This window comes from Bradyrhizobium sp. 22, from assembly GCF_000482425.1.
Lineage (GTDB): Bacteria > Pseudomonadota > Alphaproteobacteria > Rhizobiales > Xanthobacteraceae > Bradyrhizobium > Bradyrhizobium japonicum_B.
The window spans coordinates 1,059,197-1,084,761 of the sequence record NZ_KI519399.1; the positions used below are offsets into that span (position 1 = coordinate 1,059,197).

Below are 25,565 nucleotides of genomic sequence, written 5' to 3' on the forward strand. Positions count from 1 at the left end.
TCGCGGCAGACAGGATTGCGGTGTGAGCGATTTCGATCAGATGGGAATTGTCGTCGACTGGGTGGACGCCTGCCGGAGCGGCGACCTCATGACCTTGCTCGACCTCTATGCCGACGACGCCCAGGTCGAATGCACGTGCAACGGCGCGCGGCATTACCGCGGCCGGAGCGAGCTCGAGGCCTATTGGCAGCCGCGGCTCAGCGCGTTCTCGCTGGCGGGTTTCGGGCTGGAGGAGATCCATCCGATGCCGCATGGCGTCGATCTCGAATATTCCGTCGCCGGCGCGCTGCGCATTCGCGCCTCGTTTCGCTTCAGTCCGGAAGGCAAGATCCACAGCACGCTGTGCGAGCCGGCGCGGCAGAACGCGGATCACGGCTGCGCGTGCTAGGTTATTGCTTGAGCATGATCTTTTCGGAAGACCGCTGCACACTTTTCAGGATCATGCTCTAGCTATTGACCGGCGCCTCGCGTGCCGGTTCGGCCGGAAGGCGGCAGCGCACATAGGTTCGCTCATCCACCCGCAGCAATGACAGCGATCCGCTGAGCGCGCGCACGCGCTCGTGCATGCCGGTCAGGCCGCGGCCGAAGACATTGTCGGCGGGGAAACCGCCGCCGTCGTCCCAGATCTCGATGACCAGCGTCTCGCCGGCGATGGTCGCCTGGACATGGGCGGCGCCGGCCTTGGCGTGGCGCAGCACGTTGGTCAGCGCCTCCTGGATCACCCGATAGATGGTCCGGGCCAGCGCTCCGTCGATCACGTTGAGCTCCGGATCGATCGTATCCGTCAGGGTGATGTGGGGGGCCTGCTTGCGAAAATTCCGGAGCAGCGTCTGTACGCTGGTCGCAAGGCCCAGCTCCTCGATATAGAGCGGCCGCAGCCGATCGAGGATGCGGCGGTTGGTCTGCTGGAGCGCCTCGACCGATTGCAGCACTTGCTGGGCCGGGTTGCCGAGATTTCCCGTCGACGGCGCGGCCTCCACCAGCGCGATCGTGCCTGCGCGGATGCTGAACAGCAGCGGCCCGAGCTCGTCGTGCAGCTCGCGGGCGAGATCGCGCCGCTCGTCGTCCTGGAGCGATACCAGGCGATGCATCAGATCGCGATTGTCCTGGCTCAACTGCGCGAGCGTCGCAGCCAGCGCATTTGCTTCCGTACAGCTCTGGCGAATCTCCGGCGGCCCCCCGACCGGGATCGGCTTTGCGTAATCGCCGCGCCGCATCCGCGTCAGGCCTTCGCCGAGATGCTGCAGGGGTCGCAGCGCCGATCCCGCGAAGATGTAGGCGATGATCCCGGTGAGCAGCATCAGCACGGCGACGAGGCTGGTCAGCGCGAGGAAGCCGATCCACTTCTCGAACAGGTCGGCTGACAGGTCGGGTAGGAACACGATATCGCCGATACGTCTGCCGTCGATCAGCACCGGAGCCGCAGCTTCCGTCTCCGGCTCCATGAGCAGCTCGACAAACCATTGCGGCACCCCCTGCAAATTTCGCACGGCGTCCTTTGGCGAGGGCGCAAGAGCGCCTTCCACGGAACGGAAATGGATGTCCGGGGATCCGGCCAAGGAACGGACAAAGGCGTCAAGCGTCTTCTGCGGATTGTCCGAGGCTCGCAAAGTGTCGTTGAGGGCGGCCGCGATGGTTCGGATGGAACGTCGAGCGGGCTCGTGCTCGTCGGCGAGCTGGCTGGTCGCGAATATCTGGAGCAGGACGCCGCCCAGGACCAGCGCCGCCAGAAAACTCGCGCCGAGCGGAAGAAACAGTTGCGTTCTGAACGAGAGTCGTTGCCACATTAGGTCAATTCTAACGCGCATCGGCGGAATTTGCTCTTTCCATTTGTTCCCGCCGGTCTATGAATCGAGAAACAAGAGAGCGCGCGATGCAAGAGACTGCCAAGCCGGGGACCCGGGTCCTGATTGTCGACGACCATCCCGTGGTGCTGTCGGGTTGCCGGACCCTGTTCGCTTCCGACCATTCGATCCGCATCGAGGAGGCGACGGACGCCAAATCAGGGCATCGCGCCTATGTCAGCAAGCGGCCGGACGTCGCGGTGATCGACATCAGCCTGCCGGATGTCTCAGGCTTCGAGCTGATGCGGCGAATCCGCAAGGACGATCCCGACGCCAAGATCATCATGTTCAGCATGAATGACGATCCGGCCTTCGTGGTGCGGGCCGTCGAGCTTGGGGCGCAAGGCTACGTTTCCAAGGGCGACGATCCCAGGATCCTGCTCAAAGCGGTGCGCAAGGTGGTCGCGGGCGACAATTTCATCTCACCGCAACTCGCGGAAGCCGTGACGTTTTCGGGGGCGGCGATCAAGGCCAACCCGGCCTCGCAGATGACGCCGCGGGAGCTCGAGATTCTCCGCCTTCTCGGACGCGGCGACAAGATCGTGGAAGTCGCGGAGGCGCTTGGTATCTCCTACAAGACGGTCGCCAACACCACGTCCCTGCTCAAGCAGAAGCTGGGGGCCAAGAACCATTCCGACCTGATCAGGATCGCAGTGGAAATCGGCATGAATTGACGTCCGGATGCTGGCGGCCCGGGCACTGACGGCCTGGGCACTGGCGGCCCGGAAGCACCGAACCGGCCGCTCCAGGACGCAGCCGGTTCGGCGGGACGGATCGGTGTCAGCGTGCAGCCGGGCAATGCATGGACACCGCCGACACCCATCCGCCGATTCCAATGGGGGGAGACGGCATTCGTTCCCGGCACCTCCAAGAATTCGGGCAATATAAGAGTTCAGGAAATAGCGGAAATACGCGCCGCTTCTGCTTGGATGCGCGCGCCAAGGGCCGGATTGTTATCGGGAAAAATAGGAACATTTTCGCCCCCTCGCCGTTTTGGCTCTTGACGGTTTCGTGACAGGCGACGAAAGGTTGCGCGACAGTTTTTGACGGGTCGGGGACCCCGATAGGCAAACCGGTCTGCACACATCAACGACAGACCTTCCAAGAGAGGGGTTGCGGCACGACCGCAGCCCCTTTTTCGTTGGACCGGGTCGAGGCGGGAAGCGGTTTCCTGATGCCGCAAAACACTTTATGGTGGCGCAAAGCCTCTGGCGGCTAACAAGTAATTTCGTAAAATCAAAGGCTTAACGGGCGGCTCAGGCCGCCCGGCCTTTGGAGGGCAGTTTGACTCGTTATATCTCGACCCGGGGCGAAGCCCCCGAACTCGGCTTCTGCGACGTGATGCTGACCGGGCTCGCGCGCGACGGCGGCCTGTATGTGCCGACCATCTGGCCGCAGCTGTCGACCGAGACCATCACCGGCTTTTTCGGCCGTCCCTATTGGGAGGTCGCGGTCGATGTGATCAGTCCCTTCACCGGCGGCGAGATCACCGACGCCGAGCTCGGCCGCATGGCGAACGAGGCCTATGCGACCTTCCGCCACCCGGCGGTGGTGCCGCTGCGCCAGATGTCGCCGCACCAGTTCGTGCTGGAGCTGTTCCACGGTCCGACGCTCGCCTTCAAGGACGTGGCGATGCAGCTCATCTCACGGCTGATGGACCATGTGCTCGCCAAGCGCGGCCAGCGCACCACCATCGTGGTCGCGACGTCAGGCGATACCGGCGGCGCCGCTGTGGAGGCTTTCGCCGGCCTCGAGAACGTGGACCTGATCGTGCTGTTTCCGCACGGCCGCATCTCCGAGGTGCAGCGGCGGATGATGACGACCACGGGCGCGGCCAACGTCCATGCGCTCGCCATCGAGGGCAATTTCGACGATTGCCAGGCGCTCGTGAAGGGGATGTTCAACAACCATCGCTTCCGCGATGCGACCTCGCTCTCGGGCGTCAATTCCATCAACTGGGCGCGCATCGTCGCCCAGGTGGTCTATTATTTCACCTCGGCCGTTGCCGTCGGTGCGCCGGCGCGCGCGGTGGATTTCGTGGTGCCGACGGGCAATTTCGGCGACATCTTTGCCGGCTACGTCGCCAAGCGCATGGGATTGCCGGTGCGGACCCTGCGCATCGCCGCCAACGTCAACGACATCCTGGCGCGCACGCTGAAGACGGGAATCTACGAGGTGCGCGAGGTGCACGCGACGGCGTCGCCGTCGATGGACATCCAGATCTCGTCGAATTTCGAGCGGCTGCTGTTCGAGGCCGGCCGGCGCGATGCGGCGGGCGTGCGCCGCCTGATGGAGCAGCTGAAGCAGTCCGGGCGTTTCGTGCTGCCCGATGCGACGCTGGCCGCCATCCGCGAGGAGTTCGACGCCGGACGCGCCGACGAGACCGAGACCGCGGCTGCGATCCGCGCCGGCTGGCGCGAGGCAGGCGAGCTGGTCGATCCCCACACGGCGGTGGCGCTCGCTGTCGCCGACCGCGACACCACGGACACGCGGGTGCCGAGCATCGTGCTCTCCACCGCCCATCCCGCCAAATTCCCCGACGCCGTCGAAGCGGCCTGCGGCCAGCGGCCGCAACTGCCGGCCTGGCTCGACGGTTTGATGACCAAATCAGAACACATGAAGGTGATGAAGAACGATCAGGCCGAGGTCGAGCGGTTCGTGCTGTCGGTCAGCCGCGCTGCAAAGCAGGGAGTTGCCGGATGAGCGTCGAGATTTCCAAGCTTGCCTCCGGCCTGACCGTCGTCACCGACAAGATGCCCCAGCTCGAGACCGCCGCGCTCGGCGTCTGGGCCGGCGTCGGCGGCCGTGACGAGAAGCCGAACGAGCATGGCATTTCCCATCTGCTCGAGCACATGGCGTTCAAGGGCACCACGAAGCGCTCCTCGCGCGAGATCGTCGAGGAGATCGAGGCGGTCGGCGGCGACCTCAACGCCGGCACCTCGACCGAGACCACGTCCTATTACGCGCGGGTGCTGAAGGCCGACGTGCCGCTCGCGCTCGACGTGCTCGCCGACATCCTCGCCAATCCGGCCTTCGAGCCCGACGAGCTGGAGCGCGAGAAGAACGTCATCGTGCAGGAAATCGGTGCCGCGCAGGATACGCCCGACGACGTCGTGTTCGAGCATCTGAACGAGCTCTGCTATCCCGACCAGCCGATGGGCCGCTCGCTGCTCGGCACGGCCAAGACGCTGCGCAGCTTCAACCGCGACATGCTGCGCGGTTACCTCTCGACGCATTATCGCGGGCCCGACATGGTGGTGGCGGCGGCCGGCGCGGTCGATCACGATCAGGTGGTCGCCGAGGCCGAGAAGCGCTTTGCCAGTTTCGAGGCGGCGCCGGGCCCGAAGCCGCAAACCGCTCAGTTCGGCAAGGGCGGCGCCAAGGTGGTGCATCGCGAGCTGGAGCAGGCGCATCTGACGCTGGCGCTGGAAGGCGTGCCGCAGAACGATCCGGCGCTGTTCTCGCTCCAGGTCTTCACCAACGTGCTCGGCGGCGGAATGTCCTCGCGCCTGTTCCAGGAGGTGCGCGAGAAGCGCGGCCTCTGCTACTCCATCTATTCGTTCCACGCGCCCTATACCGATACCGGGTTCTTCGGGCTCTACACCGGCACCGATCCGGCCGATGCGCCGGAGATGATGGAGGTCGTGGTCGACATCATGAATGATTCGGTGGAGACGCTGACCGAGGCCGAGATCGCGCGGGCCAAGGCGCAGATGAAGGCGGGTCTGCTGATGGCGCTGGAGAGCTGCTCCTCCCGCGCCGAGCAGCTCGCCCGGCACGTCCTCGCCTATGGCCGGCCGCAGACGGTCGAGGAACTGGTCGGGCGAATCGACGCCGTCAGCGTCGAATCGACCCGGGACGCGGCGCGTGCGCTGTTGTCGCGGAGCCGGCCTGCCGTTGTCGCATTGGGCAGTGGCAGGGGTCTGGACACGGCGGTGGCTTTTGCGGAAGGATTGACCCGGGCGCGCGCCAAGGCGCGGCTGCACTAGGAGCCGCCCAACGGCGCCCGCCCCCGGAAGCATCACCATGGCCCTCTTTCGCCTGCCGTCCAGTGGACCCGCCGCCCTCGCACCGCGCGGCAACGGGCTGTTGTTGCGCGCGCCGCAGATGTCGGACTTCCTGCAATGGGCTCATCTGCGCGAATCCAGCCGCGATTACCTGACGCCGTGGGAGCCGATCTGGCCCTCGGACGATCTCACCCGCTCGGGCTTCCGCCGCCGTCTGCGCCGCTATTCCGAGGACATCGCCGCGGACCGTTCCTATCCTTTTCTGATCTTCCGCGAGCTCGACGGCGCCATGGTCGGCGGCATCACGCTGGCCAATGTCCGCCGCGGCATCGTGCAGGCCGGCACCATCGGCTATTGGGTGGGGCAGCCCCATGCCCATCGCGGCTACATGACGGCCGCGCTGCGGGTGCTGCTGCCGACATTGTTCGGCGAGCTCAATCTGCACCGGGTCGAGGCCGCCTGCATCCCCACCAATGCGCCGTCGATCCGGGTGCTGGAGAAGTGCGGCTTCTCACGCGAGGGGCTCGCCCGCCGCTATCTCTGCATCAACGGGGTCTGGCAGGATCATTTGCTGTTCGGCCTCCTGCACGAGGATTTCCGCGGCTGAGCGGCCCGGTTCATGCGGCCAAGTCCCCCTTTTTGCTGCCTTGGGTTCGCCGATTTTGGCGATATAACCGCATGCCCCGGACCGCGATCGGCCGGACAATTGTCATTGGAGTATAGGCGTTGATGGTGCAGCAGCTTCGGTCATCGCGGAATGCGTTGCGGCTGGGAGGGGGAATCGCGCTGGCATTGTCGGTTGTGCTCGCCTCTGTCCCGCCGGTGAAGGCCCAGTCTCTGACCGACCGCTTCAAGAGCCTGTTCGGCGGCAAGTCCGACGAGCCGGCCGAGCCGAAGCCGGCGCCTGCGCCCGGCCAGCCGGCCGAAGACGAGCTCGATTGCCCCCAGGTGACGGTGCGCGCGGGAGCCTCGACCTACGCGGTTGGTGTCCCGGGCAAGCCGGCCGTCGGCAACGACATTCGCTTCCAGGCCTCGATCACCAAGATGGCGCGCGAATGTGCCCGCAGCAGCGCCGGCATCACGGCCCGGATCGGCATCCAGGGCCGCGTCATCGCCGGTCCCGCCGGTGCGCCTGCCTCCGTCGAGGTGCCGCTGCGTTTCGCGGTCGTGCAGGGCGGCGTCGGCGAGAAGGTGATCGCCTCGAAGGCCTACCGGACCACGGTCGACATGACCCCGGGCGGCAGCGTGCCCTTTACCTTCGTCATCGAGGACATGACCTATCCGGTGCCAGCACCCGCGGTCGCCGATAATTACATTTTCTATGTCGGCTTCGACCCGCAGGCGCTCGCGCCCGAGCCGAAGGGGCGGAAGAAGAAATGAGCCTCGTGCCCCGGACGCGCCGCAGCGCGTAGCGGTGCGGCGCAGAGCCGGGGGCCCAGGAGCTTCGGATGCATGTTCCGAATTTATGGGTCCCGGCTCTGCGGAGCAGCGTTGCACGCTGCACCGCGTCCGGGACACGGGTCGCGCCAAACAAAAAAGCCGGCGCTCATCGCGCCGGCTTTCTGATTGGTGAAGGCAACACCCTCAGTTCAGCTTCTGCCTGACTTCGCTGATGCCCTTGGCCAGCAGATCGTCAGCGACCTGGCCCTTGACCGACTGCGACAGGATCGTCGAGGCGGCCTGGACGGCGGCTTCGGCGGCTGCGGCGCGAACATCGGCCAGCGCCTGGGCCTCGGCGAGCGCGATCTTGCTCTCCGCGGTCTTGGTCCGGCGTGCCACGAAGTCTTCCATCTTCGCCTTGGCATCGGTCGCGATGCGCTCGGCTTCGCTTCTGGCGTTGGCGATGATCTCGGCGGCTTCGCGTTCGGCCGAGGCGGTGCGCGCCTTGTAGTCGGCAAGCACCTTGGCGGCTTCCTGCTTGAGGCGCTGGGCGTCGTCGAGCTCGGCCTTGATGCGGGCGGCACGATGATCGAGCGCGGTCATCGCCGTCTTGAAGACCCCGAGATAGCCGAACACGACCATCAGGATCACGAAGGCGACGGCGACCCAAAATTCAGGTTCGAAGACCATCTCGACTAACCTTTCAGGGACGCATCGACCGCGGCATTGACCGAGGCGGCGTCGGGAACGACGCCGGTCAGCTGCTGCACGATCTGGCCGGCCGCATCGGCCGCGATGCCGCGGACGTTGCTCATGGCGGTGGCGCGGGTCGAGGCGATGGTCTTCTCCGCCTCGGCGAGCTTGGCCGCCAATTGCTGTTCCAGCGCCTTGCGCTCGGCCTCGGCCTGCGCATTCGCCTTGTCGCGGGATTCGTTGCCGATCGCCTGCGCCCGCGCGCGCGCCGCAGCGAGCTCGCTTTCGTAGGCCTTCAGCGCCGCCTCGGACTGATCCTTCAGCTTCTGCGCCTCGGCGAGGTCACCCTCGATCTTGTTCTGACGCGCCTCGATCGCACCGCCGATGCGCGGCAGAGCGAGCTTGGACACGATCACGTAAAGCAGGACGAAGAAGATCGCGAGCGACACCAGCTGTGAAGCGAAGCTGCTGCTCTCGAACGGCGGAAAGCCGCCACCGTGGTGACCACCGTCAGCCTCGGTATGAGCGCCCGCCGGACCTTTTGCGCCGCCATGACTCTCAGCCATGGAGTTCTCCTGTTGCAGTCACACGCGCCGTCCCAGGGACTGGAACGGCGCGAAAAACGTCGTCCTCAGAGCGGAACGAACAGCAGCAACAGCGCGATCAGCAGCGAGAAGATGCCGAGCGCTTCGGTCACGGCGAAGCCGAAGATCAGGTTGCCGAACTGGCCCTGAGCGGCCGACGGGTTGCGGACGGCTGCGGCGAGGTAGTTGCCGAAGATCACGCCCACGCCGACGCCCGCACCGCCCATGCCGATGCACGCGATGCCCGCGCCGATAAGTTTTGCTGCTGCCGGATCCATTTTAGACTCCTTGGAAGAAAGATTGGGTGGTGGGTGGAAATTCCCCGGACCGTTCAGTGTCCCGGATGAATGGCGTCGTTGAGGTAGATGCAGGTCAGGATCGCGAACACGTAGGCCTGCAGGAACGCGACCAGCAGCTCCAGCGACGTCAGCGCGACCGTGAGCGCGAGCGGCAGCACGCCGCCGACCCAGCCCAGCGCCCCGAGCGAGAAGCCGAGCATGGCGACGAAGCCCGCGAAGACCTTCAGCGCGATGTGGCCGGCCAGCATGTTGGCGAAGAGACGGACGCTGTGGGAGACCGGCCGCAGGAAGAACGACAGGATCTCGATGAACATGACCAGCGGCAGGATGTAGATGGGGACGCCGTGGGGAACGAAAATCTTGAAGAACTTCAGGCCGTTCTTGTAGAGGCCGTAGATCAGGACGGTGAAGAAGACCAGCAGCGCGAGCGCCGCGGTGACGATCAGATGGCTCGACACCGTGAAGGTGTAGGGGATGATGCCGACCAGGTTCGAGACGCAGATGAACATGAACAGCGAGAAGATCAGCGGGAAGAACTTCATGCCTTCCGCGCCGGCCGTCGAGCGGATGGTCGAGGCGACGAATTCGTAGGAGATCTCGGCGATCGACTGCAGGCGCCCGGGAACCAGCTGGGTTCCGCTGGCGAGCATCAGGATCGAGATGATGGCCACCGCCACCAGCATATAGAGCGACGAATTGGTGAAGGCGATCGTGTGATTGCCGATATGGCCCAGCGTGAAGAGAGGCTCGATGTTGAACTGGTGGATCGGATCGATTTTCATCAGCGCGGCATCTCTTGGTCTGCCGGGCAATGCCGGCGGGTCTCGGTCTGCCGGCCGGGCCGGCCCGTGCCGGCAAGACCGGCACGATCACTCTGCTGGTGCGGATCGGCTAAGATCCACCGCGCCTGTTCTGACCCGCGCCTGCCGTTCTCACCACATTCACCACGCCGGCGACGAAGCCCAGCAACAGGAACACGATAAACCCGAAAGGCGAGGTCGACAGCAAGCGGTCGAAGCCCCAGCCAATCCCCCCTCCGACAGCGACGCCGGCGATCAACTCCGAGGATAGTCGGAAACCAAGCGCCATCGCCGAGGCTCTGGCCGCTCCGTCTCCACCGTCACCTGCGGGTTGCTCGGTCTTGATCCGGCGGTCGCGAAATTCGGACAACCTGTGATCAAGACTTCCGAGCCGTTCGGAAAGCGCAGCTTCCTCGGACGATCTATCGCGATCTCCATTCCCGCCGTGTCCCGTGCCCTGTGTCATGCAACAAAGACCCGAAACGCCGCGGCTGAATGGAAATTACGCCCGCCACCCTCAAAAGCCGCGCGGACCATACTGATGGCCTATAATCAAGTCAAGCCAAGTCACGATTGCGTCGCTTTCGGTTATGTAGCTGATTTATTTGACAATATTGGCGCGAACGGCAGCGCTGCACACAGCGTGACGCCGCACCGCAGCAGCGTGCCGCAGGATCGGCGGCTGCGACCACCCTTTCGCCGCGCTGCCGGGATCGAAGACGCCCCAGGGATCGTTGATGTCGGCGTGCATTTTGGGCGGCGGATCGCTTTGCCGGGGTGTAGAATTTGCCGGATTGCCACCTATGCGTCGTGGCGGAGAGCGCGATGAGACCAGTGACGTCATCCACAACATCCTTCCCAGCATCCTGGCTTGCGGCGGCGGTGTTCGCAGCGGCGATCGCGATCGGCGGCGGCCTGATGGCTGCGCCATCGGCACCCGATGGCGAAAACGGTCGCTACAGCATGACGCCCATCCCCGAGGGCGTGCTGCGGCTCGACACCCGCACCGGCACGGTCTCGACCTGCACCAAGAACGGCGCCGGCTGGGCCTGCTATGCGGTGCCCGACGAACGGACCGCGCTCGACGCCGAGATCGGCAGGCTCCAGGCCGAGGTCGAGAAGCTGAAGAGGCAGCTCGCGGCGGGGCCGACGGTGTCGGGCAAGGTCGACGAGGCGCTGCCGAAATCCGACCCGCTGCAGAAAGCCGAGCCCAGGAGTGCCGAGCCCAAGCGTGCCGAGGGCGAACGCAAGATCGAGATCCCGCTGCCGAGCGACCAGGACGTCGATCGCGTGATGTCGTTTCTGGAAAAGGCCTGGCGGCGGCTGATCGACATGGCCAACCGCGTGCAGAGGGACGTGTCGGGAAAGATTTGAGGAGCCGTTGAAGCCCTCGACACGTTGAGCTCTCGTAAGGGGGGTAAAGGCGCAAAGCGCCGTGCCCACGAAATCTCTACGATGATGAAGAAAGACGTGGGCACGCTTCGCTTTGCCCACGACAGCTTTCCGAGTTGAGAGACCTTTCATGATGTCCACCAAATCCGTCACCCGCTCGGCGCCATCGTCGGTGCAGGCGACCACGGTCGCGTCGTCGCTGCTGACGGTGCAGACATCGGGCCACGGCTTCACCGATCTCACCAGCGAAGCTGCAAGATTCATCGACGAGGTTCGCGCCCGCGACGGTGCCCTGACGCTGTTCATCCGCCATACCTCGGCCTCGCTGACGATCCAGGAGAACGCTGACCCTTCCGTGCTCGTTGACCTCGCCACGGCGCTGTCCCGGCTCGCGCCGGAGAATGCCGGCTGGACCCACGACACCGAAGGACCGGACGACATGCCGGCCCACGTCAAGACGATGTTGACCGGGACCTCGCTTCAGGTCCCGGTTCTGGAAGGCAGGCTCGCGCTCGGGACCTGGCAAGCCATTTATCTGATCGAGCATCGCAGGCGTCCGCATCGCCGCGAGGTGGTGCTGCAATTCGTCGGCGCGTCGCGGTGACCAAAACAAAACCGGCCGCGGGAAGCCGCGGCCGGTTGGTGCTGGTTGAGATCGGTGCTTTCGATCAGGTGCCCTTGATGTCGACGTCCTTGGTCTCGGGCAGGAACAGGAAGCCGATCACGACGGTAATGGAGGCGAAGATGATCGGGTACCAGAGGCCGGCATAGATGTCGCCGGTCGAGGCCACGATGGCGAAGGCGGTCGCCGGCAACAGGCCGCCGAACCAGCCGTTACCAATGTGGTAGGGCAGCGACATCGAGGTGTAGCGGATGCGGGTCGGGAACAGTTCGACCAGCATCGCCGCGATCGGGCCGTACACCATGGTGACGAACAGCACCAGGACGAACAGCAGCCCGATGATGGCGGCCGGCTGCGCGCGGAAGATGTCGAACGGATGCGCCATCTTCACGATGCCGGCGTCACCCGTCTTCGGATAACCGGCCGCCTGCACCGCGGCGAGCACCGCCGGGTTGCCGTCCTTGGCATTGGTGTAGGGCACTTCCTGGCCGTTCACCATCACCTTCACGCCAGAGCCGGCTGCGCCCGGCGTGGTCGAGTACTTGACCGACGACTGCGACAGGTAGGCGCGCGCGGTGTCGCAAGGTGCGGTGAAGACGCGGGTACCGACCGGGTTGAACAGGTCGCCGCAGCCCTTGGGATCGGCCACCACCTCGACCTTGACCGTCTCGATGGCCTTTTCCAGCGCGGGGTTGGCGTTGGTGGTGATCATCTTGAAGATCGGGAAGAAGGTCAGCGCCGCGATCAGGCAGCCGCCGAGGATGATCGGCTTGCGGCCGATACGATCGGACAGCATGCCGAACACGATGAAGAAGCCGGTGCCCAGCAGCAGCGACCAGGCGATCAGCAGGTTGGCGGTGTAGCCGTCGACCTTCAGGATCGATTGCAGGAAGAACAGCGCGTAGAACTGGCCGGTGTACCACACCACGCCCTGACCCATCACGCCGCCGAGCAGCGCCAGCAGCACGAGCTTGCCGTTCTGCCAGTTGCCGAAGGCTTCCGTCAGCGGCGCCTTCGAGCCCTTGCCCTCTTCCTTCATCTGCTGGAAGATCGGCGATTCGTTGAGGCGAAGCCGGATCCAGACCGAGATGCCGAGCAGCAGCACCGAGACCAGGAACGGGATGCGCCAGCCCCAGGCCGCGAAGTCCGCCTCACCCGTGATCGTTCGCGTGAATAGGATCACAATCAGCGACAGGAACAGGCCGAGGGTCGCCGTGGTTTGGATGAAGGACGTGTAGTAGCCGCGTTGGCCGTTCGGCGCATGCTCCGCGACATAGGTCGCCGCACCGCCATATTCACCGCCGAGGGCGAGGCCCTGGGCGAGACGCAGCGTGATCAGGATGATCGGGGCCGCGATACCGATGGTGGCCGCGTTGGGCAGCAGGCCGACGATGAAGGTCGACAGACCCATGATCAGGATGGTGACGAGGAAGGTGTATTTGCGGCCGACGATGTCGCCGATGCGGCCGAACACGATCGCGCCGAACGGACGCACCAGGAAGCCGGCGGCGAACGCAAGCAGCGCGAAGATGTCGCGGGTTGCCGGCGGATAGGCCGAGAAGAACTGCGCGCCGATGATGCTGGCCAGCGAGCCGTAGAGATAAAAATCGTACCATTCGAAAACAGTGCCGAGCGAGGAAGCGAGAATGACGAAGCGTTCGTCCTTCGTCATTCCTCCTGCCCTTGTTTGAGATACAGCCATAGTCGACATGTTGAGTCGCTCCCCGAAACGTGTTTCCTCGCGCCCCCGGATGTCCGGACATGCCGGATCGATCCAGGACTTGCCCATAAGGTAACATCGGCGTGAAACCTGCCCCAATACGACTTTCGGCCTTGCGCACTGACGCGCAGCTGATGCGCGGTATCGGGCGCCGGTGTGCGATCTTCGCGGGGCTCCGGGATTAACCCTTTGCGGCAAAGGGATAATGCGCACTTGCATGCCACGGCCGCTCAGGGAAGAATTGCCGCACCCGGGATCGGTCCGCCGGCCTGCGAACGACAGCAAGAGAACGATGAACGCTCCATCGACCCATCTCGTCATCGCCGATGACCATCCCCTGTTCCGCGATGCGCTGCGACAGGCGGTGGCCGGCGTCCTGACCTCGGCCCAAATCGACGAGGCCGGGTCGTTCGAGGATCTGACCAAGCTCCTGGAACAGTCCTCGGACGTCGATCTGATCCTGCTCGACCTCTCGATGCCCGGGATCTCCGGCTTTTCCGGCCTGATCTATCTGCGCGCGCAATATCCGGCGATCCCGGTGGTGATCGTCTCGGCGTCCGACGACAGCGCCACGATCCGCCGCTCGCTCGATTTCGGCGCGTCCGGCTTCATTCCGAAGCGCTTCGGCGTCGAGACGTTGCGCGACGCCATCCTCAAGGTGATGGAAGGCGAGGTCTGGGTTCCCGCCGACACCGACCTGTCCGCGGCTGGCGACCCCGACATGACGCGCCTGCGCGACCGGCTGGTGACGCTGACGCCGCAGCAGGTCCGGGTCCTCATGATGCTGTCGGAGGGTCTCCTCAACAAGCAGATCGCCTACGAGCTCGGGGTCTCCGAGGCCACCATCAAGGCGCATGTCTCGGCCATCCTGCAAAAGCTCGGCGTCGAGAGCCGCACCCAGGCCGTGATCGCGGCCGCCAAGATCGCCGGCGGCCAGTGGAGGCAGGGCACGCCGACGGGCTGAGCTCCCGCTACAGCCTCTTCAGGAGCGCATCGGCAGCCCTGATGTCCGCCGTCTCGGAGCCTTCGGCAAAGCCGTCGAGGGATGATCGCAGCAATCGCTTCGCTTGCTCGTGCTGGCCTCGCTTGTCGAAGAGCCCGGCGAGATCGATTGCCGCTCGCAGCTCCCAGGCTTTCGCGCCTTTGGCGCGGCTGAGTTCGAGCGATTGCATGAGGCAGGCCTCTGCGTCCTCGATCTGCGGCTCCGGCATCTCCGCCAAGACCCTGGCCCTCATGCGCAGCAGCTCGGGGGTGTAGAGGTGATCGCCGCTCCGCGCGACGAGGCGGATCGCATCGTCGATCAGCCCGGCGCTCTGCTCGATCTGCCCGAGCGCCAGCAAGCCCTGCACCAGCGCGATGTTGAAGGTCGTGGTGAGCAGCTCGTAGCCGGCATCGTGCAGCTCGCGCAGACAGGTCCTGATGGTCTCGACGCCACCGGCGGCGTCGCCGCGCCGGATCGCCAGCTCGCCCTTGACGCCCCGGCCGACCGCGAGATAGGGGCCCATCGAGCGCGAATTGGCATGCGCGATGAAGCGGTCGATGTTCTCGTCCGCCCCGTCGAGGTCTCCGCTCCAGAGCTCGATCGAAACCGCCCAGATCAGCGCGATACAGAGCGTGATCGGGTGATCCATCTGCGCGGCCTCGGTGACCGTCTGCTGCGCCAGTTGCCGCGCATCTGCGGGCCGGCCCTGCAACCAGAGTTCGCGGGCCAGCGTGATGCCGGCCCGGTTACGATGATCGAAGCCGTAGACCGTGCTGATCCGTTCCGTGCCGGGTCCCTCCCAGGCGATCTCCAGCATCTCGCGCGCGCCGCGATGCTCGCCGGCCAGATGCAGCGACACGCCGAGGAGGGAATGGGCGAGGGCGACCGAGGCGGGGTCGCCCAGCGACCTCGCGACCGCGAGGCTCTCTCGCGCGTAACCAAGCGCGGCGTCGAACTCGCCCATCCGCTCGTGAAAGATATGCATGCGGCCGAGCAGCTGGAGCCGGTTGATGTCGTCGCCATGCGCTTCGGCGATCTCAAGGCTCCGGCTCAACGCGCCGCGCGCCGCTTCGCTGCCGCCGCGCGTGAACATCAAGGTCAGCCCGAGGGCGGCCTGGACGTGCATTTCTTCGGTGCTGCCGCGCGCGGAGGGCGCCAACGCCAGCAGCGCGCGTTCCGACCAGCGCCGGCATTCGATCAGCAGGGACATCGCCAGGAAGATCGGCGCCGCGGCAGCGGCGAGCGCAATGCCGATGCCGGGATCGCCGCCCGCGCCGAAGCACCAGTCGAGCGCGGCGCGCACATTGTGAAGTGCGGAAAAGTGAGCCGCGCGTTCGTCCGGGCTCGGCACCGTGGCCCATGTCATGCCGGCCTGCTCCAGCCATGGCCGGTAGTAAGTCGCGTGGCGGGCGGCGAGCGCCGCGTCATCAGGTTCGATCTCGAGCAGATATGCGCGCGTCGTGTCGAGCAGACGGTAGCGCATCATGGCGCCGATCGGTCGCGGCGCGACCATCGATTTGGCAACGAGACCGTCGATGGCGTCGAACAGACGGGCATGATCGACGCGCTGGTCCGGCACGACCTCGAGCGCTGCGTCGATGGTGAAATGCCCGGCGAAGACCGCAAGCCTGCGCAACACGAGGCGTTCGAGATCGGACAGCAAGCCGTAGCTCCAGTCGAGCGTAGCCTGCAACGTCTTCTGCCGGGGTGGCGCCGTCCGCTGGCCTTGCCAGAGCAGATTGAGACGCTCGCCCAGCAGCGCGGCCGTCTGCTCCAGGCCGTAGGCTTCGACCCGGCCGGCGGCGAGCTCGATCGCCAGCGCCATGCCGTCGAGCTTGCGGCAGATCCGCGCGATGATCTCGGCATTTGCGTCGTCGAGCGTGATCTGCGCGCCGCCGGCCGTGGCACGTTCGAGGAACAGCTGAAGTGCGGGATAGGTCTGCGCTGCGGCGGCCGTCAGTCCGGAACTGTCGGGTGGAACAGCGAGCGGGGCCAATCGATAGACCTGTTCGCCCTCGACGCGCAGGGCTTCGCGGCTGGTCGCGAGGATATGGACCTGCGGCGCCGCGTGGAAGATCTCCGCGGCCAGCGGTGCGGCCGTGGCGATGACGTGCTCGCAATTGTCGAGGATCAGCAGCATACGCTTGTCCCTGACATGTGCGAGCAGCGTCGGCAGGGGGTCCTCGGTCTCGGCCGGCAGACCAAGCATCAGCAGGATCGAGGTGATCACGAGATCGGGATCGCTCAGCGCGGCCAGATCGACAAAGTGCGCGGCATCGGAGAATGTTTCGAGCAGATCGTGCGCGATCGCCACGGCGACCGCCGTCTTGCCGACGCCGCCGGGACCGGCAATCGTGACGAAGCGCGAGACGACGAGCTTGCCGGAGACGGCGGCGATCGCATCCTCGCGCCCGACCATCCGCTGCAAGCGGTTCGGCAGCTTCACGGGCGGCAGTTCCAGCCTCGCTGCGGGGCGCCGCGCCGGCGCGATATCCGTTCGCGAGATCGGCGCCACGAAGCAATAGCCGCGGCCGGAGAGCGTCGTGATGTAGCGGGCGCCATCCTTGCCGTCGCCGAGCGCCTTGCGAAGCGCTGCGACGTGAAAGCGCAGATTGGCCTCCTCGACCGTGAGGCCGGGTCACACCAGCGCCATCAGGTCCCATTTGCTGACGACCTCGTTCGGCCGCGCCATCAGCGCCATCAGCGTGTCGAAGGCCTTCGCGCCGAGCGGCAACGCGACGCCGTCGCGCATCACGAGCCTTTCATGCGGCGTCACGGAGAATGGCCCGAACGACAAGGTTCCGGTCGCGGTTCCGGCCGGCTCGGTCATGGCGAAATCCTGGTCCCTTCGACAGGACCCGATAGCCAGATGAGCGCGATCGGGCAAGGCCGTCCCTGCATCGCCAACAGACCGCGGATGCAGGCCTTGTGACGCCGGCAAGACGAGACCTCACAATTTCTCACAAGTCCAAACGGGTGTGCCGTCGCAGCCACTGCTAGTCGGTGGCGTGACGGCAAGGAGAGCTTCATGACGCAGGCGCAGACACTCTACACGGCCAGGACCCACACCAGCGGCGGGCGGCACGACGGCATGTCGCGCAGCTCCGATGGCCGGCTTGACGTCAAGCTGTCGCCGCCGGGCGGCGCAGGCATCGGCACCAATCCCGAGCAATTGTTCGCCGCCGGCTGGTCGGCCTGCTTCGAAGGCGCGATGGAGATCGCGGCCCGCAAGCGCAAGATCGAGCTTCCGAGGAAATGCGCTGTCGATGCGGAGATCGATCTCGTGCTCGACGACGGCGCCTATTCGCTCCGGGCACGGCTCAATGTCAGCCTGCCAGGCCTCGATCCCGAGATCGCGCGCGGCATCGTCGATGATGCGCATCAGACCTGCCCCTATTCCAAGGCCGTTCGCGGCAACATCGACGTCACGGTCGCACTGATCTGACGCACCAGCACCCATCACCACAAGGTAACAACATCATGAAGCAGATGATCGACCAGCAGCGCCGCAACTTCTTTGGTATCGCCGCCGGAACCATCGCCGTCGGCCTCGGGGCGATCGACCTCGTGCGCGCGGAGACGGAAGCGCCGCGATCATCCGGATCGAAGGCGTCCTTCGGCGCCATCAAGCAGATCGACGCCGGCGTTCTCAATGTCGGGTATGCCGAGGCTGGTCCTTCGAACGGTCCCGTGGCGATCCTGCTGCATGGCTGGCCCTACGACATTCACGCCTTCGTCGACGTCGCGCCGATCCTGGCAAAGGCGGGCTATCGCGTGATCATCCCTTATTTGCGCGGTTACGGCTCGACGCACTTCCTGTCCAGTGAGACGCCGCGCAACGGCGAGCCCGCCGCAATGGCCACCGACATCATCGCGCTGATGGACAAGCTCGATATCAAGAAGGCTGTCGTCGCCGGCTTCGACTGGGGCGCGCGCACCGCCGACATCATCGCCGCGCTGTGGCCGGAGCGTTGCCGCGCGCTGGTGTCGGTCAGCGGTTACCTGATCTCCAGCCAGGCCGCTGGCAACATGCCGTTGCCGCCGCAGGCGGAGCTGCAATGGTGGTATCAGTTTTACTTCGCCACCGAGCGCGGCCGTGCCGGATACGAGAAGTACACGCACGATTTCGCCAAGCTGATCTGGAAGCTCGCCTCGCCGCAATGGACGTTCGACGACGCCACCTTCGCCCGCAGCGCCGCGGCGCTGGACAACAAGGATCATGTCGCGATCACGATCCATAATTACCGCTGGCGGCTCGGGCTCGCCCAGGGCGAAGCGAGATATGAGCAGTTAGAGAAGAAGCTGGCGGCGGCTCCCGTCATCGATGTGCCGACGATCACGATGGAAGGCGACGCCAATGGCGCGCCGCATCCTGACCCCAGTGCCTACGCCAAGAAGTTTTCAGGCCGGTACGAGTTTCGCCTGATCACCGGCGGCATCGGCCACAATCTGCCGCAGGAAGCGCCGCAAGCGTTTGCCAAGGCCGTCATCGACGCCGACGGCGCCTGATCATTCTTGCGATGCCCCGGTGCAGCGTGGCTGGACCGGGGATGTGCCGTCCTCCCAGCCTGAAGAAATCTCATGACGCCGATCGAATCCGAAAAGAACAAGCGATCCTATGCCACGGCGATCACGCTGGCCGTGCTGCTTCTAATCGTTCTCCTGACTTGCGTGCCATATCTGGTCTCGATCGCTCTTGCCGAGGGACCTGGCGCGGTCGAGGCATCGCCGATCTTCGGCGTCACCATTCCGTCGGGTTACAAGCAATGGGAGCTGATCGCACCGGCCGAAGAGGCCGCGCCGCTCGACGAGCTTCGCGCCGTTGTCGGCAACCAGACCGCAATCGACGCCTATCAGGCCGGCAAGCTTCCATTCCCGGACGGGACCGTGTTGGTCAAGCGCGCTTGGAAGCGGAAGCAATCACCTGAATTTGCATCCGCGACGATCCCCGGAACTGCTACGACGGTCCAGGTGATGGTCAAGGATTCCAAGAAATATGCCTCCACTGGAGGCTGGGGCTTTGGCCGCTTCATCAACGGCAAGCCGGTTGACGAGGCCCAGCACCGCACCTGCTGGGGCTGTCACGAAGCCCGTGCCAAGAGCCACGATTACGTGTTCACGCGGCTCGCGCCTTAAGTCCTTTCGGAGACTGGTATGAAGACCTGGTTCATCAGCGGCAGTTCGCGCGGGTTGGGTCGCGCCATCACGGAAGCCGCACTGGTTGCGGGCAACCGGGTCGTGGCCACGGCTCGCAATCTCGACCCGCTCGAACCGCTGCGCGAACGTTTCGGGGAAAGACTGCGGCTGGCAACGCTTGACGTGACTGACGAAGCGGCAGCGCAAGCGGCGATCGACCTCGCGGTGGAAGCCTTCGGCGGTCTCGACGTCGTCGTGAACAATGCCGGCTATGGCGATCTCGGTTCGGTCGAGGACACCAGCCTCGCCTCGTTCCGGCAGCAGATCGAGGTCAATCTGATCGGCACCATCATCGTCACCAAGGCGGCGATCCCGGTGCTGCGCAAGCAGCGCCGCGGGCACATCATGCAGGTCTCGTCGGTCGGCGGCCGCATCGGCGCGCCGGCCCGCGCGCCCTATTCGGCGGCGAAATGGGGTATCGAAGGCTTTTCGGAATCGCTGGCGCGCGAGATGGCGCTGATCGGCGTGCATGTGACCATCGTCGAGCCCGGCGGCTTCCGGACCGGCTTTGCCCAGACCTCGCATGAGACCGACGAAGGACGTCCGGAGTACGACGCGGTGGTCGGTGCCGCGGTCAGGATGCAGCGCGACTACGATGGCCGTCAGCCCGGTGATCCCGCCAAGGCGGCCGTTGTGGTATTGCAGCTTGCGAACATGGATCACCCGCCTCTGCGCATCGCGCTCGGCAGCGATGCCGTCAACGCCATCGCGGCGGCGGACAGGCTTCGTCTCGAGGAATTGGAGAGGTGGCGCGCGCTCAGCTTATCGACCGACTACTGACGCACGCGTCTCACTCCGCTGCCACCATCTGCTGCGTGCGCCACTGGCCGAGCAGGGCGCGGAGCGAGGCCGGCTTCACCGGCTTGTTGAGCACCGCGACCTTCTCGTCGCGGGCGGCGACCTGCACGGCGGGGCTGCGGTCGGCCGTGATCAGGATCGCGGGGATGCCGTCGCCGAAACGGCGGCGGATCTCGCGGATCGCGGCGATGCCGTTGCCGCGATCGAGATGATAGTCGACCAAGAGGCCGGTGACGCGGCGGCCGGCGGTTTCGATCGCGGCGATCGCGCCTTCGGGATCGGCGACCGCGATCACCTCGGCGTCCCACGCCTTCAGCAGCGTCCGCATGCCGTCGAGGATCGCCGCGTCGTTCTCGATGCAGACGATCAGCGCGCCCGAGATCGGCGTGTGCGCCAGCGGCGTCGCACTGGTCACGGCGGCGGTGTGGGTGATCGCCTTCGCCGTCGGCACCGTCACGGAGAACACCGAGCCGCCGCTTGCAGTCCCGTCGATGGCGATGCCGTGCTTGAGCACCCGCGCCAGCCGTTCGACGATCGAGAGCCCGAGGCCGAGGCCGCGCGCGATCCGCGCCCCCTGCTCCAGGCGATGGAACTCCTTGAAGATCTCGCCGCGCTTGACCGGCGGGATGCCGACGCCGGTGTCGTAGACGCAGATCCTGAGCGAAGTGCCCTGGCGGCGACAGCCGACCAGCACGCGGCCGCGCGGGGTGTATTTGATGGCGTTCGAGATCAGGTTCTGCAGCAGACGCCGCAGCAGGAGCCGATCCGATTCGACCGGCAGCGAACAGGGCACGAAGACGAGCTCGAGGCCCTTGGCCCGCGCGATCGGTGCGAACTCGATCTCCAGCGAGCGCATCAGATCGGCCATCTTGAAGCTCGAGATCGAGGTCGTCATCGCGCCGGCGTCCAGCCGGGAGATGTCCAGCAGCGCGCCCAGGATCTCCTCGATCGCCTGCAGCGATTCGTCGATGTTCTCGACCAGCCGCGTCTCCTCGCCGTTGTGCTGGCGCTCGACCAGGCTGGTGACATAGAGCCGGGCCGCGTTCAGCGGCTGGAGAATGTCGTGGCTGGCGGCGGCGAGGAAGCGGGTCTTGGAGATGCTGGCGTCCTCCGCCGCGCTCTTGGCCAAAGCGAGCTCGGAATTCAGCCGCGTCAGTTCCTCGGTGCGGTCGCGCACGCGCTTCTCCAGCGTGGCGTTGGCGCGCTCGAGCGCTTCGGCCGCCTCGAAACTGGGTGTGACGTCGGTGAAGGTGATGACGAAGCCGCCGCCCGGCATGCGGTTGGTGAGCACCTCGATCACCATGTGGCGTTCCGGCAGGCGTTCGAGATACGGCTCGCTGTCGGTGGTGTAGGCCGCGAGCCGCTGCTCGATCATCGCCTCGCTGTTGGCCTGACGGTCCGGATCGCTCGCGTCCATGAATTCCAGGATCTCGCGCAGCGGCGTGCCGAACTGGACGATGTGCGGGGGGACATTGAGGAGATCGCCGAACTGCCGGTTGGAGCAGATCAGCTGCAGGTCGGCATCGAACACCGCGATGCCCTGGCGCACGTGGTTGAGCGCGGTCTGCAGGATCTCGCGGTTGAAATGCAGCGCCGCGTGCGAATCGTCCAGCAGCTTGAGCGCGGCTTTGGCCGAGACCGTGCGCTTGCGCAGCAGCAGCGACATCACGAGGCGGGAGGAGGCAGCCCCGATCGAGGAGGCGATCAGGTGCTCGGCGTGCTGCAACAGCTCGAAATCGGCAGGAGCTCCCGGCTCGAGCCGCAGATTGCGCCGCGCGGAGAACGCCTCGAAGGAGTGCCGCGCACGGTCGGGTCCGAGATATTGCGCCACCGTGGTCTGGATGTCCTGCACGGTGACCGTGGTGCGCCAGCGGCGGAAGCTGGGGGAGATCGGCGCGAGCGTATCGGGCACGAACAGGTCGGCCTGCAACAGCTCGATCGACGAGGGCCTTCGCGCCAGCGACAGCAGCACATAGGTCAGGATGTTGAGCGACAGCGACCAGATGACGCCGTGCATCAGGGGCGGCAGGTCGGCGCCGAACAGCGCCTGCGGCCGCAGCGCCTCGATGCCGAACGGGCCGTGCTGGAGCAGCAGGATTCCCGTGGTCGAGGAATCCATGAAGCTCGGCATGAACAGCGTGTAGAGCCACACCGCGAAGCCGACCAGCATGCCGCCGATCGCGCCGCGCGCGGTGGCGCGCCGCCACAACAATCCGCCGAAGAAGCTCGGAGCAAGCTGTGCGATGGCGGCAAAGGAGAGCAGGCCGATGGCGGCGAGCTGGGTACTGCCGAGCGCGCGATAGTAGAAATAGGCCATCACCATGATGGCGAAGATCGCGAGCCGCCGCGAGCGCAGCAGGAAGTTGCTGAAATCGGCGCCGCCGGTGCGCCCCTCGGGCCGCCGCTGCAGCACCAGGGGCACCACGAGGTCGTTCGAGACCATGATGGAGAGCGCGACGCATTCCACGATCACCATCGCGGTGGCCGCGGACAGGCCACCGACGAACACGACGACGCTGAGGAGATCCGCGCCGGCCTCCATCGGCAACGCCAGCACGTACATGTCGGGTTCGGCCGCGCCGAACGGGAAGGTGACGAGGCCGGCAAGCGCAATCGGGATCACGAACAGATTGATGGCGACGAGGTAGAGCGGGAACAGCCAGCGCGCGCGGCCGACCTCGGCGTCGGAGGAGTTCTCGACCACGCTGACGTGGAACTGGCGCGGCAGCAGCATGATCGCGCAGAGCGACAGCAGCGTCATGGTGAGAAAGTTGCCGATGGAGGGCGAGTAGTTGATGGCGCGCACCGCCTCCGGCGTCTTCATGGCGCGCTCGATCAGCTCCTGCGGCGAGAACATCCAGAAGGTGACGAAGATGCCGGCGGCGAGGAAGGCGACCAGCTTGATGATGGATTCGGTCGCGACCGCCAGCATCAGGCCGTGCTGGTGCTCGGTGGCGTCGGTCTGCCGGGTGCCGAATAGCACCGCGAACGCCGCCATCGCCAGCGTCACCATCAGCGCCACGTCGCCGACGAGCGGGATGTGGGAGAAGGCCTGGTCCTCAGTCAGGATCGTCTCCAGCGAGGAGGCAACCGCCTTGAGCTGGAGCGCGATGTAGGGCACCGAGCCGATGATCGCGATTCCGGCGACGGTCGCCGCCACCGCCTGGCTCTTGCCGTAGCGGGCCCCGATGAAGTCGGCGATTGAGGTGATGTTGTGGGCCTTCGCCAGCTGGATCACGCGGCGCAGGACGCCGGCCCCCAACCCGATCATCAGGATCGGGCCGACATAGATGGCGAGGAAGTCGGTCGAGGTGCGGGTGGCGAAGCCGACCGAGCCGAAGAAGGTCCAGGACGTGCAATAGATCGCCAGCGACAGCGGATAGATCAGCCCGGGGGCACGCCCGCGTCCGGCCGGCGAGCGGCGGTCGCCATGGCTCGCCACCAGAAACAGAAAGCCGATATAGCCGAAGGCGGCGGCGATCACGCCCCAATCGTGCAGCATGGTGAGCGCACTTCTCCCTGGACGCGGCCCGCGCCCGAGCTCATTTCCCAGCAAACTTAGCGCGTTGGACGGGGCGAGGCGACAGCGAAATGCCGGGCGGGGGAGGAACTGCAGGTGTCGTTAAGGTGCAAGTCGAGCGGTTGGCTCTTACCCTTCCCTGGAGGGGAAGGGTCGATCGCGCGAAGCGCGAGCGGGGTAGGGTGATCTCTCCACCCGGGCACTGTTCGTCGCGGAGGGACCGTCACCCCACCCCGCGATGCATTCCGCTTCGCTACATGCGTCGCGACCCTCCCCCTCCAGGGGAGGGTAAAGAAAGGAGACCTACTCCGCCGCGAGCGACTTGGCGCGCAGCGGCAGGTCGAGGCGGTCCCACACCTGCAGCAGAGCTTCGGCGAGCTGATCAATCAGGCCGTCGTCGTGATAGGGCGAGGGCGTGATGCGCAGCCGCTCGCTGCCCTTGGCGACCGTCGGATAGTTGATCGGCTGGATGTAGATGCCGTGCTCCTGGAGCAGGAGGTCGGACGCCTGCTTGCACTTCTCGGGATCGCCGACGAACAGCGGCACGATGTGGGTGTCGCTCGACATCACGGGCAGGCCGGCGGCGTTGAGGATCGCCTTGACGCGGGCGGCGCGGTCCTGGTGGCGCTCGCGCTCCCAGTTCGAGGTCTTCAGATGCTTGATCGCGGCGGTCGCCGCCGAGCAGATCGCCGGCGGCAGCGCGGTGGTGAAGATGAAGCCCGGCGCATAGGAGCGCACGGCATCGATGATCTGGCCGTTGGCGGCGATGTAGCCGCCGAGGCAGCCGAACGCCTTGGCGAGAGTGCCTTCGAGCACGTCGATGCGGTGCATGACGCCGTCACGTTCGGCGATGCCGCCGCCGCGCGGGCCGTACATGCCGACGGCGTGGACCTCGTCGACATAGGTCATCGCGCCGTATTTCTCGGCGAGATCGCAGATCTTGGCGAGCGGGGCGACGTCGCCGTCCATGGAATAGAGGCTTTCGCAGACGATCAGCTTCGGACGGCTCGGGTCGGCCGCTTTCAGCAGCTCCTCGAGATGCGCCACGTCGTTATGGCGGAATACGACCCGCTCGCAGCCCGACTGGCGGATGCCCTCGATCATCGAATTGTGGTTGAGCTCGTCAGACAGAATGAGACAGTTCGGAATGAGCTTTGCGATGGTCGGAATGCCGGTCTGGTTCGAGACATAGCCCGAGGTGAACAGCAGCGCGGCTTCCTTGCCGTGGAGATCGGCGAGCTCGGCCTCGAGCTGGACCAGCGGATGATGGGTGCCGGCGATGTTGCGGGTGCCGCCGGCCCCGGTGCCGACGCGCGTGGCGGTCTCGACCATGGCGCCGACCACCTTCGGGTGCTGGCCCATGCCGAGATAATCGTTGGAGCACCAGATCACGACGTCGCGCTTGCCCTTGGGCGAGTGCCAGACCGCGTGCGGGAACCGGCCGGCCGTGCGCTCGAGGTCGGCGAACACGCGGTAGCGCCGCTCCGCGTGGAGACGATCGAGGGCGGAATCGAAGAACTGGTTGTAATCCATCGGCAAAACCTGCAACGGAACCCGGCCAAGGCGGCCACCCATTTTTAGAGCTTTTCCAGCTCCAATGTCTATGCGCCAGCACACATTTGGTGCGAGGCGCGCGGGTATATTGATAGCGTCGTCTCGCAGGCGATAGTTGATGTGGATCAAACGCCTAACGCGTCCCGCCGCCGCGGATGGCGGCTCCCGCGAAAG

General features: G+C 65.7%; 23 protein-coding genes and 1 pseudogene. 14 read left to right on the forward strand and 10 right to left on the reverse strand.

Going from position 1 to position 25,565, the window contains the following annotated elements:
* Positions 1-22: 22 nt before the first annotated feature.
* Complete coding sequence (locus K410_RS0106250) at positions 23-388, forward strand: nuclear transport factor 2 family protein (RefSeq protein WP_028134050.1); 366 nt, start codon at positions 23-25, stop codon at positions 386-388.
* Between the two features lie 58 nt (positions 389-446).
* Here the strand turns inward: K410_RS0106250 and K410_RS0106255 are convergent, their stop codons facing one another.
* Entirely contained in the window at positions 447-1,787 is a 1,341-nt protein-coding gene (locus tag K410_RS0106255) for an ATP-binding protein (protein WP_028134051.1), read from the reverse strand.
* Positions 1,788-1,873: 86 nt separating this feature from the next.
* Here K410_RS0106255 and K410_RS0106260 point away from each other — a divergent pair, with 86 nt between their 5' ends.
* The 5 genes from K410_RS0106260 (at position 1,874) to K410_RS0106280 (ending at position 7,231) form a co-directional block, all read left to right on the forward strand.
* On the forward strand, positions 1,874-2,518 hold the full coding sequence (locus K410_RS0106260) for a response regulator transcription factor (protein ID WP_028134052.1): 645 nt from the start codon (positions 1,874-1,876) through the stop codon (positions 2,516-2,518).
* 610 nt (positions 2,519-3,128) lie between these two features.
* Positions 3,129-4,547: a threonine synthase gene (gene thrC, locus K410_RS0106265; protein ID WP_028134053.1), complete on the forward strand. Its 1,419-nt coding sequence runs from the start codon at positions 3,129-3,131 to the stop codon at positions 4,545-4,547.
* Positions 4,544-5,833, forward strand: coding sequence for a M16 family metallopeptidase (locus tag K410_RS0106270; protein ID WP_028134054.1), 1,290 nt, complete (start codon positions 4,544-4,546; stop codon positions 5,831-5,833). Before thrC ends, K410_RS0106270 begins: the two co-directional genes overlap by 4 nt.
* A 37-nt stretch (positions 5,834-5,870) precedes the next feature.
* Positions 5,871-6,458, forward strand: coding sequence for a GNAT family N-acetyltransferase (locus tag K410_RS0106275; protein WP_011084002.1), 588 nt, complete (start codon positions 5,871-5,873; stop codon positions 6,456-6,458).
* Positions 6,459-6,580: 122 nt separating this feature from the next.
* Positions 6,581-7,231 (forward strand): hypothetical protein, encoded by a 651-nt coding sequence (locus tag K410_RS0106280; protein ID WP_028134055.1) that lies wholly within the window; start codon positions 6,581-6,583, stop codon positions 7,229-7,231.
* A 204-nt stretch (positions 7,232-7,435) separates the two neighbouring features.
* Here the strand turns inward: K410_RS0106280 and K410_RS0106285 are convergent, their stop codons facing one another.
* From K410_RS0106285 to K410_RS0106310, 5 genes are all read right to left on the reverse strand, one after another.
* A complete protein-coding gene (locus K410_RS0106285) occupies positions 7,436-7,921 on the reverse strand; it encodes a F0F1 ATP synthase subunit B family protein (protein WP_028134056.1) in 486 nt (161 codons plus the stop codon).
* 5 nt (positions 7,922-7,926) lie between these two features.
* Entirely contained in the window at positions 7,927-8,490 is a 564-nt protein-coding gene (locus tag K410_RS0106290) for a F0F1 ATP synthase subunit B (RefSeq protein ID WP_028134057.1), read from the reverse strand.
* Between the two features lie 65 nt (positions 8,491-8,555).
* Positions 8,556-8,786, reverse strand: a complete 231-nt coding sequence (locus K410_RS0106295) for a F0F1 ATP synthase subunit C (RefSeq protein ID WP_007599451.1) — start codon at positions 8,784-8,786, stop codon at positions 8,556-8,558.
* Positions 8,787-8,839: 53 nt separating this feature from the next.
* Positions 8,840-9,589, reverse strand: coding sequence for a F0F1 ATP synthase subunit A (locus K410_RS0106300; protein ID WP_028134058.1), 750 nt, complete (start codon positions 9,587-9,589; stop codon positions 8,840-8,842).
* Positions 9,590-9,698: 109 nt separating this feature from the next.
* Positions 9,699-10,073 (reverse strand): AtpZ/AtpI family protein, encoded by a 375-nt coding sequence (locus tag K410_RS0106310; protein ID WP_028134059.1) that lies wholly within the window; start codon positions 10,071-10,073, stop codon positions 9,699-9,701.
* On the opposite strand from K410_RS0106310, the gene K410_RS39285 reads away from it, so the two are divergent.
* From K410_RS39285 to K410_RS0106325, 3 genes are all read left to right on the forward strand, one after another.
* Positions 9,981-10,436: a hypothetical protein gene (locus K410_RS39285; RefSeq protein WP_196236060.1), complete on the forward strand. Its 456-nt coding sequence runs from the start codon at positions 9,981-9,983 to the stop codon at positions 10,434-10,436. The two genes, K410_RS0106310 and K410_RS39285, sit on opposite strands and share 93 nt — an antisense overlap.
* Positions 10,433-10,981: a hypothetical protein gene (locus tag K410_RS0106320; RefSeq protein ID WP_028134060.1), complete on the forward strand. Its 549-nt coding sequence runs from the start codon at positions 10,433-10,435 to the stop codon at positions 10,979-10,981. The genes K410_RS39285 and K410_RS0106320 overlap by 4 nt, the downstream gene beginning before the upstream one ends.
* A gap of 148 nt (positions 10,982-11,129) precedes the next feature.
* Positions 11,130-11,603 carry a secondary thiamine-phosphate synthase enzyme YjbQ gene (locus K410_RS0106325; RefSeq protein WP_028134061.1) on the forward strand — a complete coding sequence of 158 codons (474 nt, stop codon included), beginning with the start codon at positions 11,130-11,132 and terminating at the stop codon, positions 11,601-11,603.
* A 64-nt stretch (positions 11,604-11,667) separates the two neighbouring features.
* Here K410_RS0106325 and K410_RS0106330 read toward each other — a convergent pair whose 3' ends face one another.
* Positions 11,668-13,293 (reverse strand): MFS transporter, encoded by a 1,626-nt coding sequence (locus tag K410_RS0106330; RefSeq protein WP_245269331.1) that lies wholly within the window; start codon positions 13,291-13,293, stop codon positions 11,668-11,670.
* A 340-nt stretch (positions 13,294-13,633) separates the two neighbouring features.
* Here K410_RS0106330 and K410_RS0106335 point away from each other — a divergent pair, with 340 nt between their 5' ends.
* Positions 13,634-14,305, forward strand: coding sequence for a response regulator (locus K410_RS0106335; RefSeq protein ID WP_028134063.1), 672 nt, complete (start codon positions 13,634-13,636; stop codon positions 14,303-14,305).
* Between the two features lie 7 nt (positions 14,306-14,312).
* Here the strand turns inward: K410_RS0106335 and K410_RS0106340 are convergent.
* Positions 14,313-17,153: pseudogene (locus tag K410_RS0106340) on the reverse strand (ATP-binding protein).
* Between the two features lie 198 nt (positions 17,154-17,351).
* Here K410_RS0106340 and K410_RS0106345 point away from each other — a divergent pair.
* From K410_RS0106345 to K410_RS0106360, 4 genes are all read left to right on the forward strand, one after another.
* Positions 17,352-17,768 carry an organic hydroperoxide resistance protein gene (locus K410_RS0106345; protein WP_028134064.1) on the forward strand — a complete coding sequence of 139 codons (417 nt, stop codon included), beginning with the start codon at positions 17,352-17,354 and terminating at the stop codon, positions 17,766-17,768.
* Between the two features lie 35 nt (positions 17,769-17,803).
* Positions 17,804-18,832 carry an alpha/beta fold hydrolase gene (locus K410_RS0106350; protein ID WP_028134065.1) on the forward strand — a complete coding sequence of 343 codons (1,029 nt, stop codon included), beginning with the start codon at positions 17,804-17,806 and terminating at the stop codon, positions 18,830-18,832.
* 72 nt (positions 18,833-18,904) lie between these two features.
* Positions 18,905-19,459, forward strand: coding sequence for a cytochrome P460 family protein (locus K410_RS0106355; RefSeq protein WP_028134066.1), 555 nt, complete (start codon positions 18,905-18,907; stop codon positions 19,457-19,459).
* Between the two features lie 18 nt (positions 19,460-19,477).
* A complete protein-coding gene (locus tag K410_RS0106360; protein ID WP_028134067.1) occupies positions 19,478-20,299 on the forward strand; it encodes an SDR family NAD(P)-dependent oxidoreductase in 822 nt (273 codons plus the stop codon).
* Between the two features lie 10 nt (positions 20,300-20,309).
* Here the strand turns inward: K410_RS0106360 and K410_RS0106365 are convergent, their stop codons facing one another.
* Positions 20,310-23,819 carry a PAS domain-containing hybrid sensor histidine kinase/response regulator gene (locus K410_RS0106365; RefSeq protein WP_028134068.1) on the reverse strand — a complete coding sequence of 1,170 codons (3,510 nt, stop codon included), beginning with the start codon at positions 23,817-23,819 and terminating at the stop codon, positions 20,310-20,312.
* A gap of 321 nt (positions 23,820-24,140) precedes the next feature.
* Positions 24,141-25,370: a 5-aminolevulinate synthase gene (gene hemA / locus K410_RS0106370; protein ID WP_028134069.1), complete on the reverse strand. Its 1,230-nt coding sequence runs from the start codon at positions 25,368-25,370 to the stop codon at positions 24,141-24,143.
* Positions 25,371-25,565: the final 195 nt, after the last annotated feature.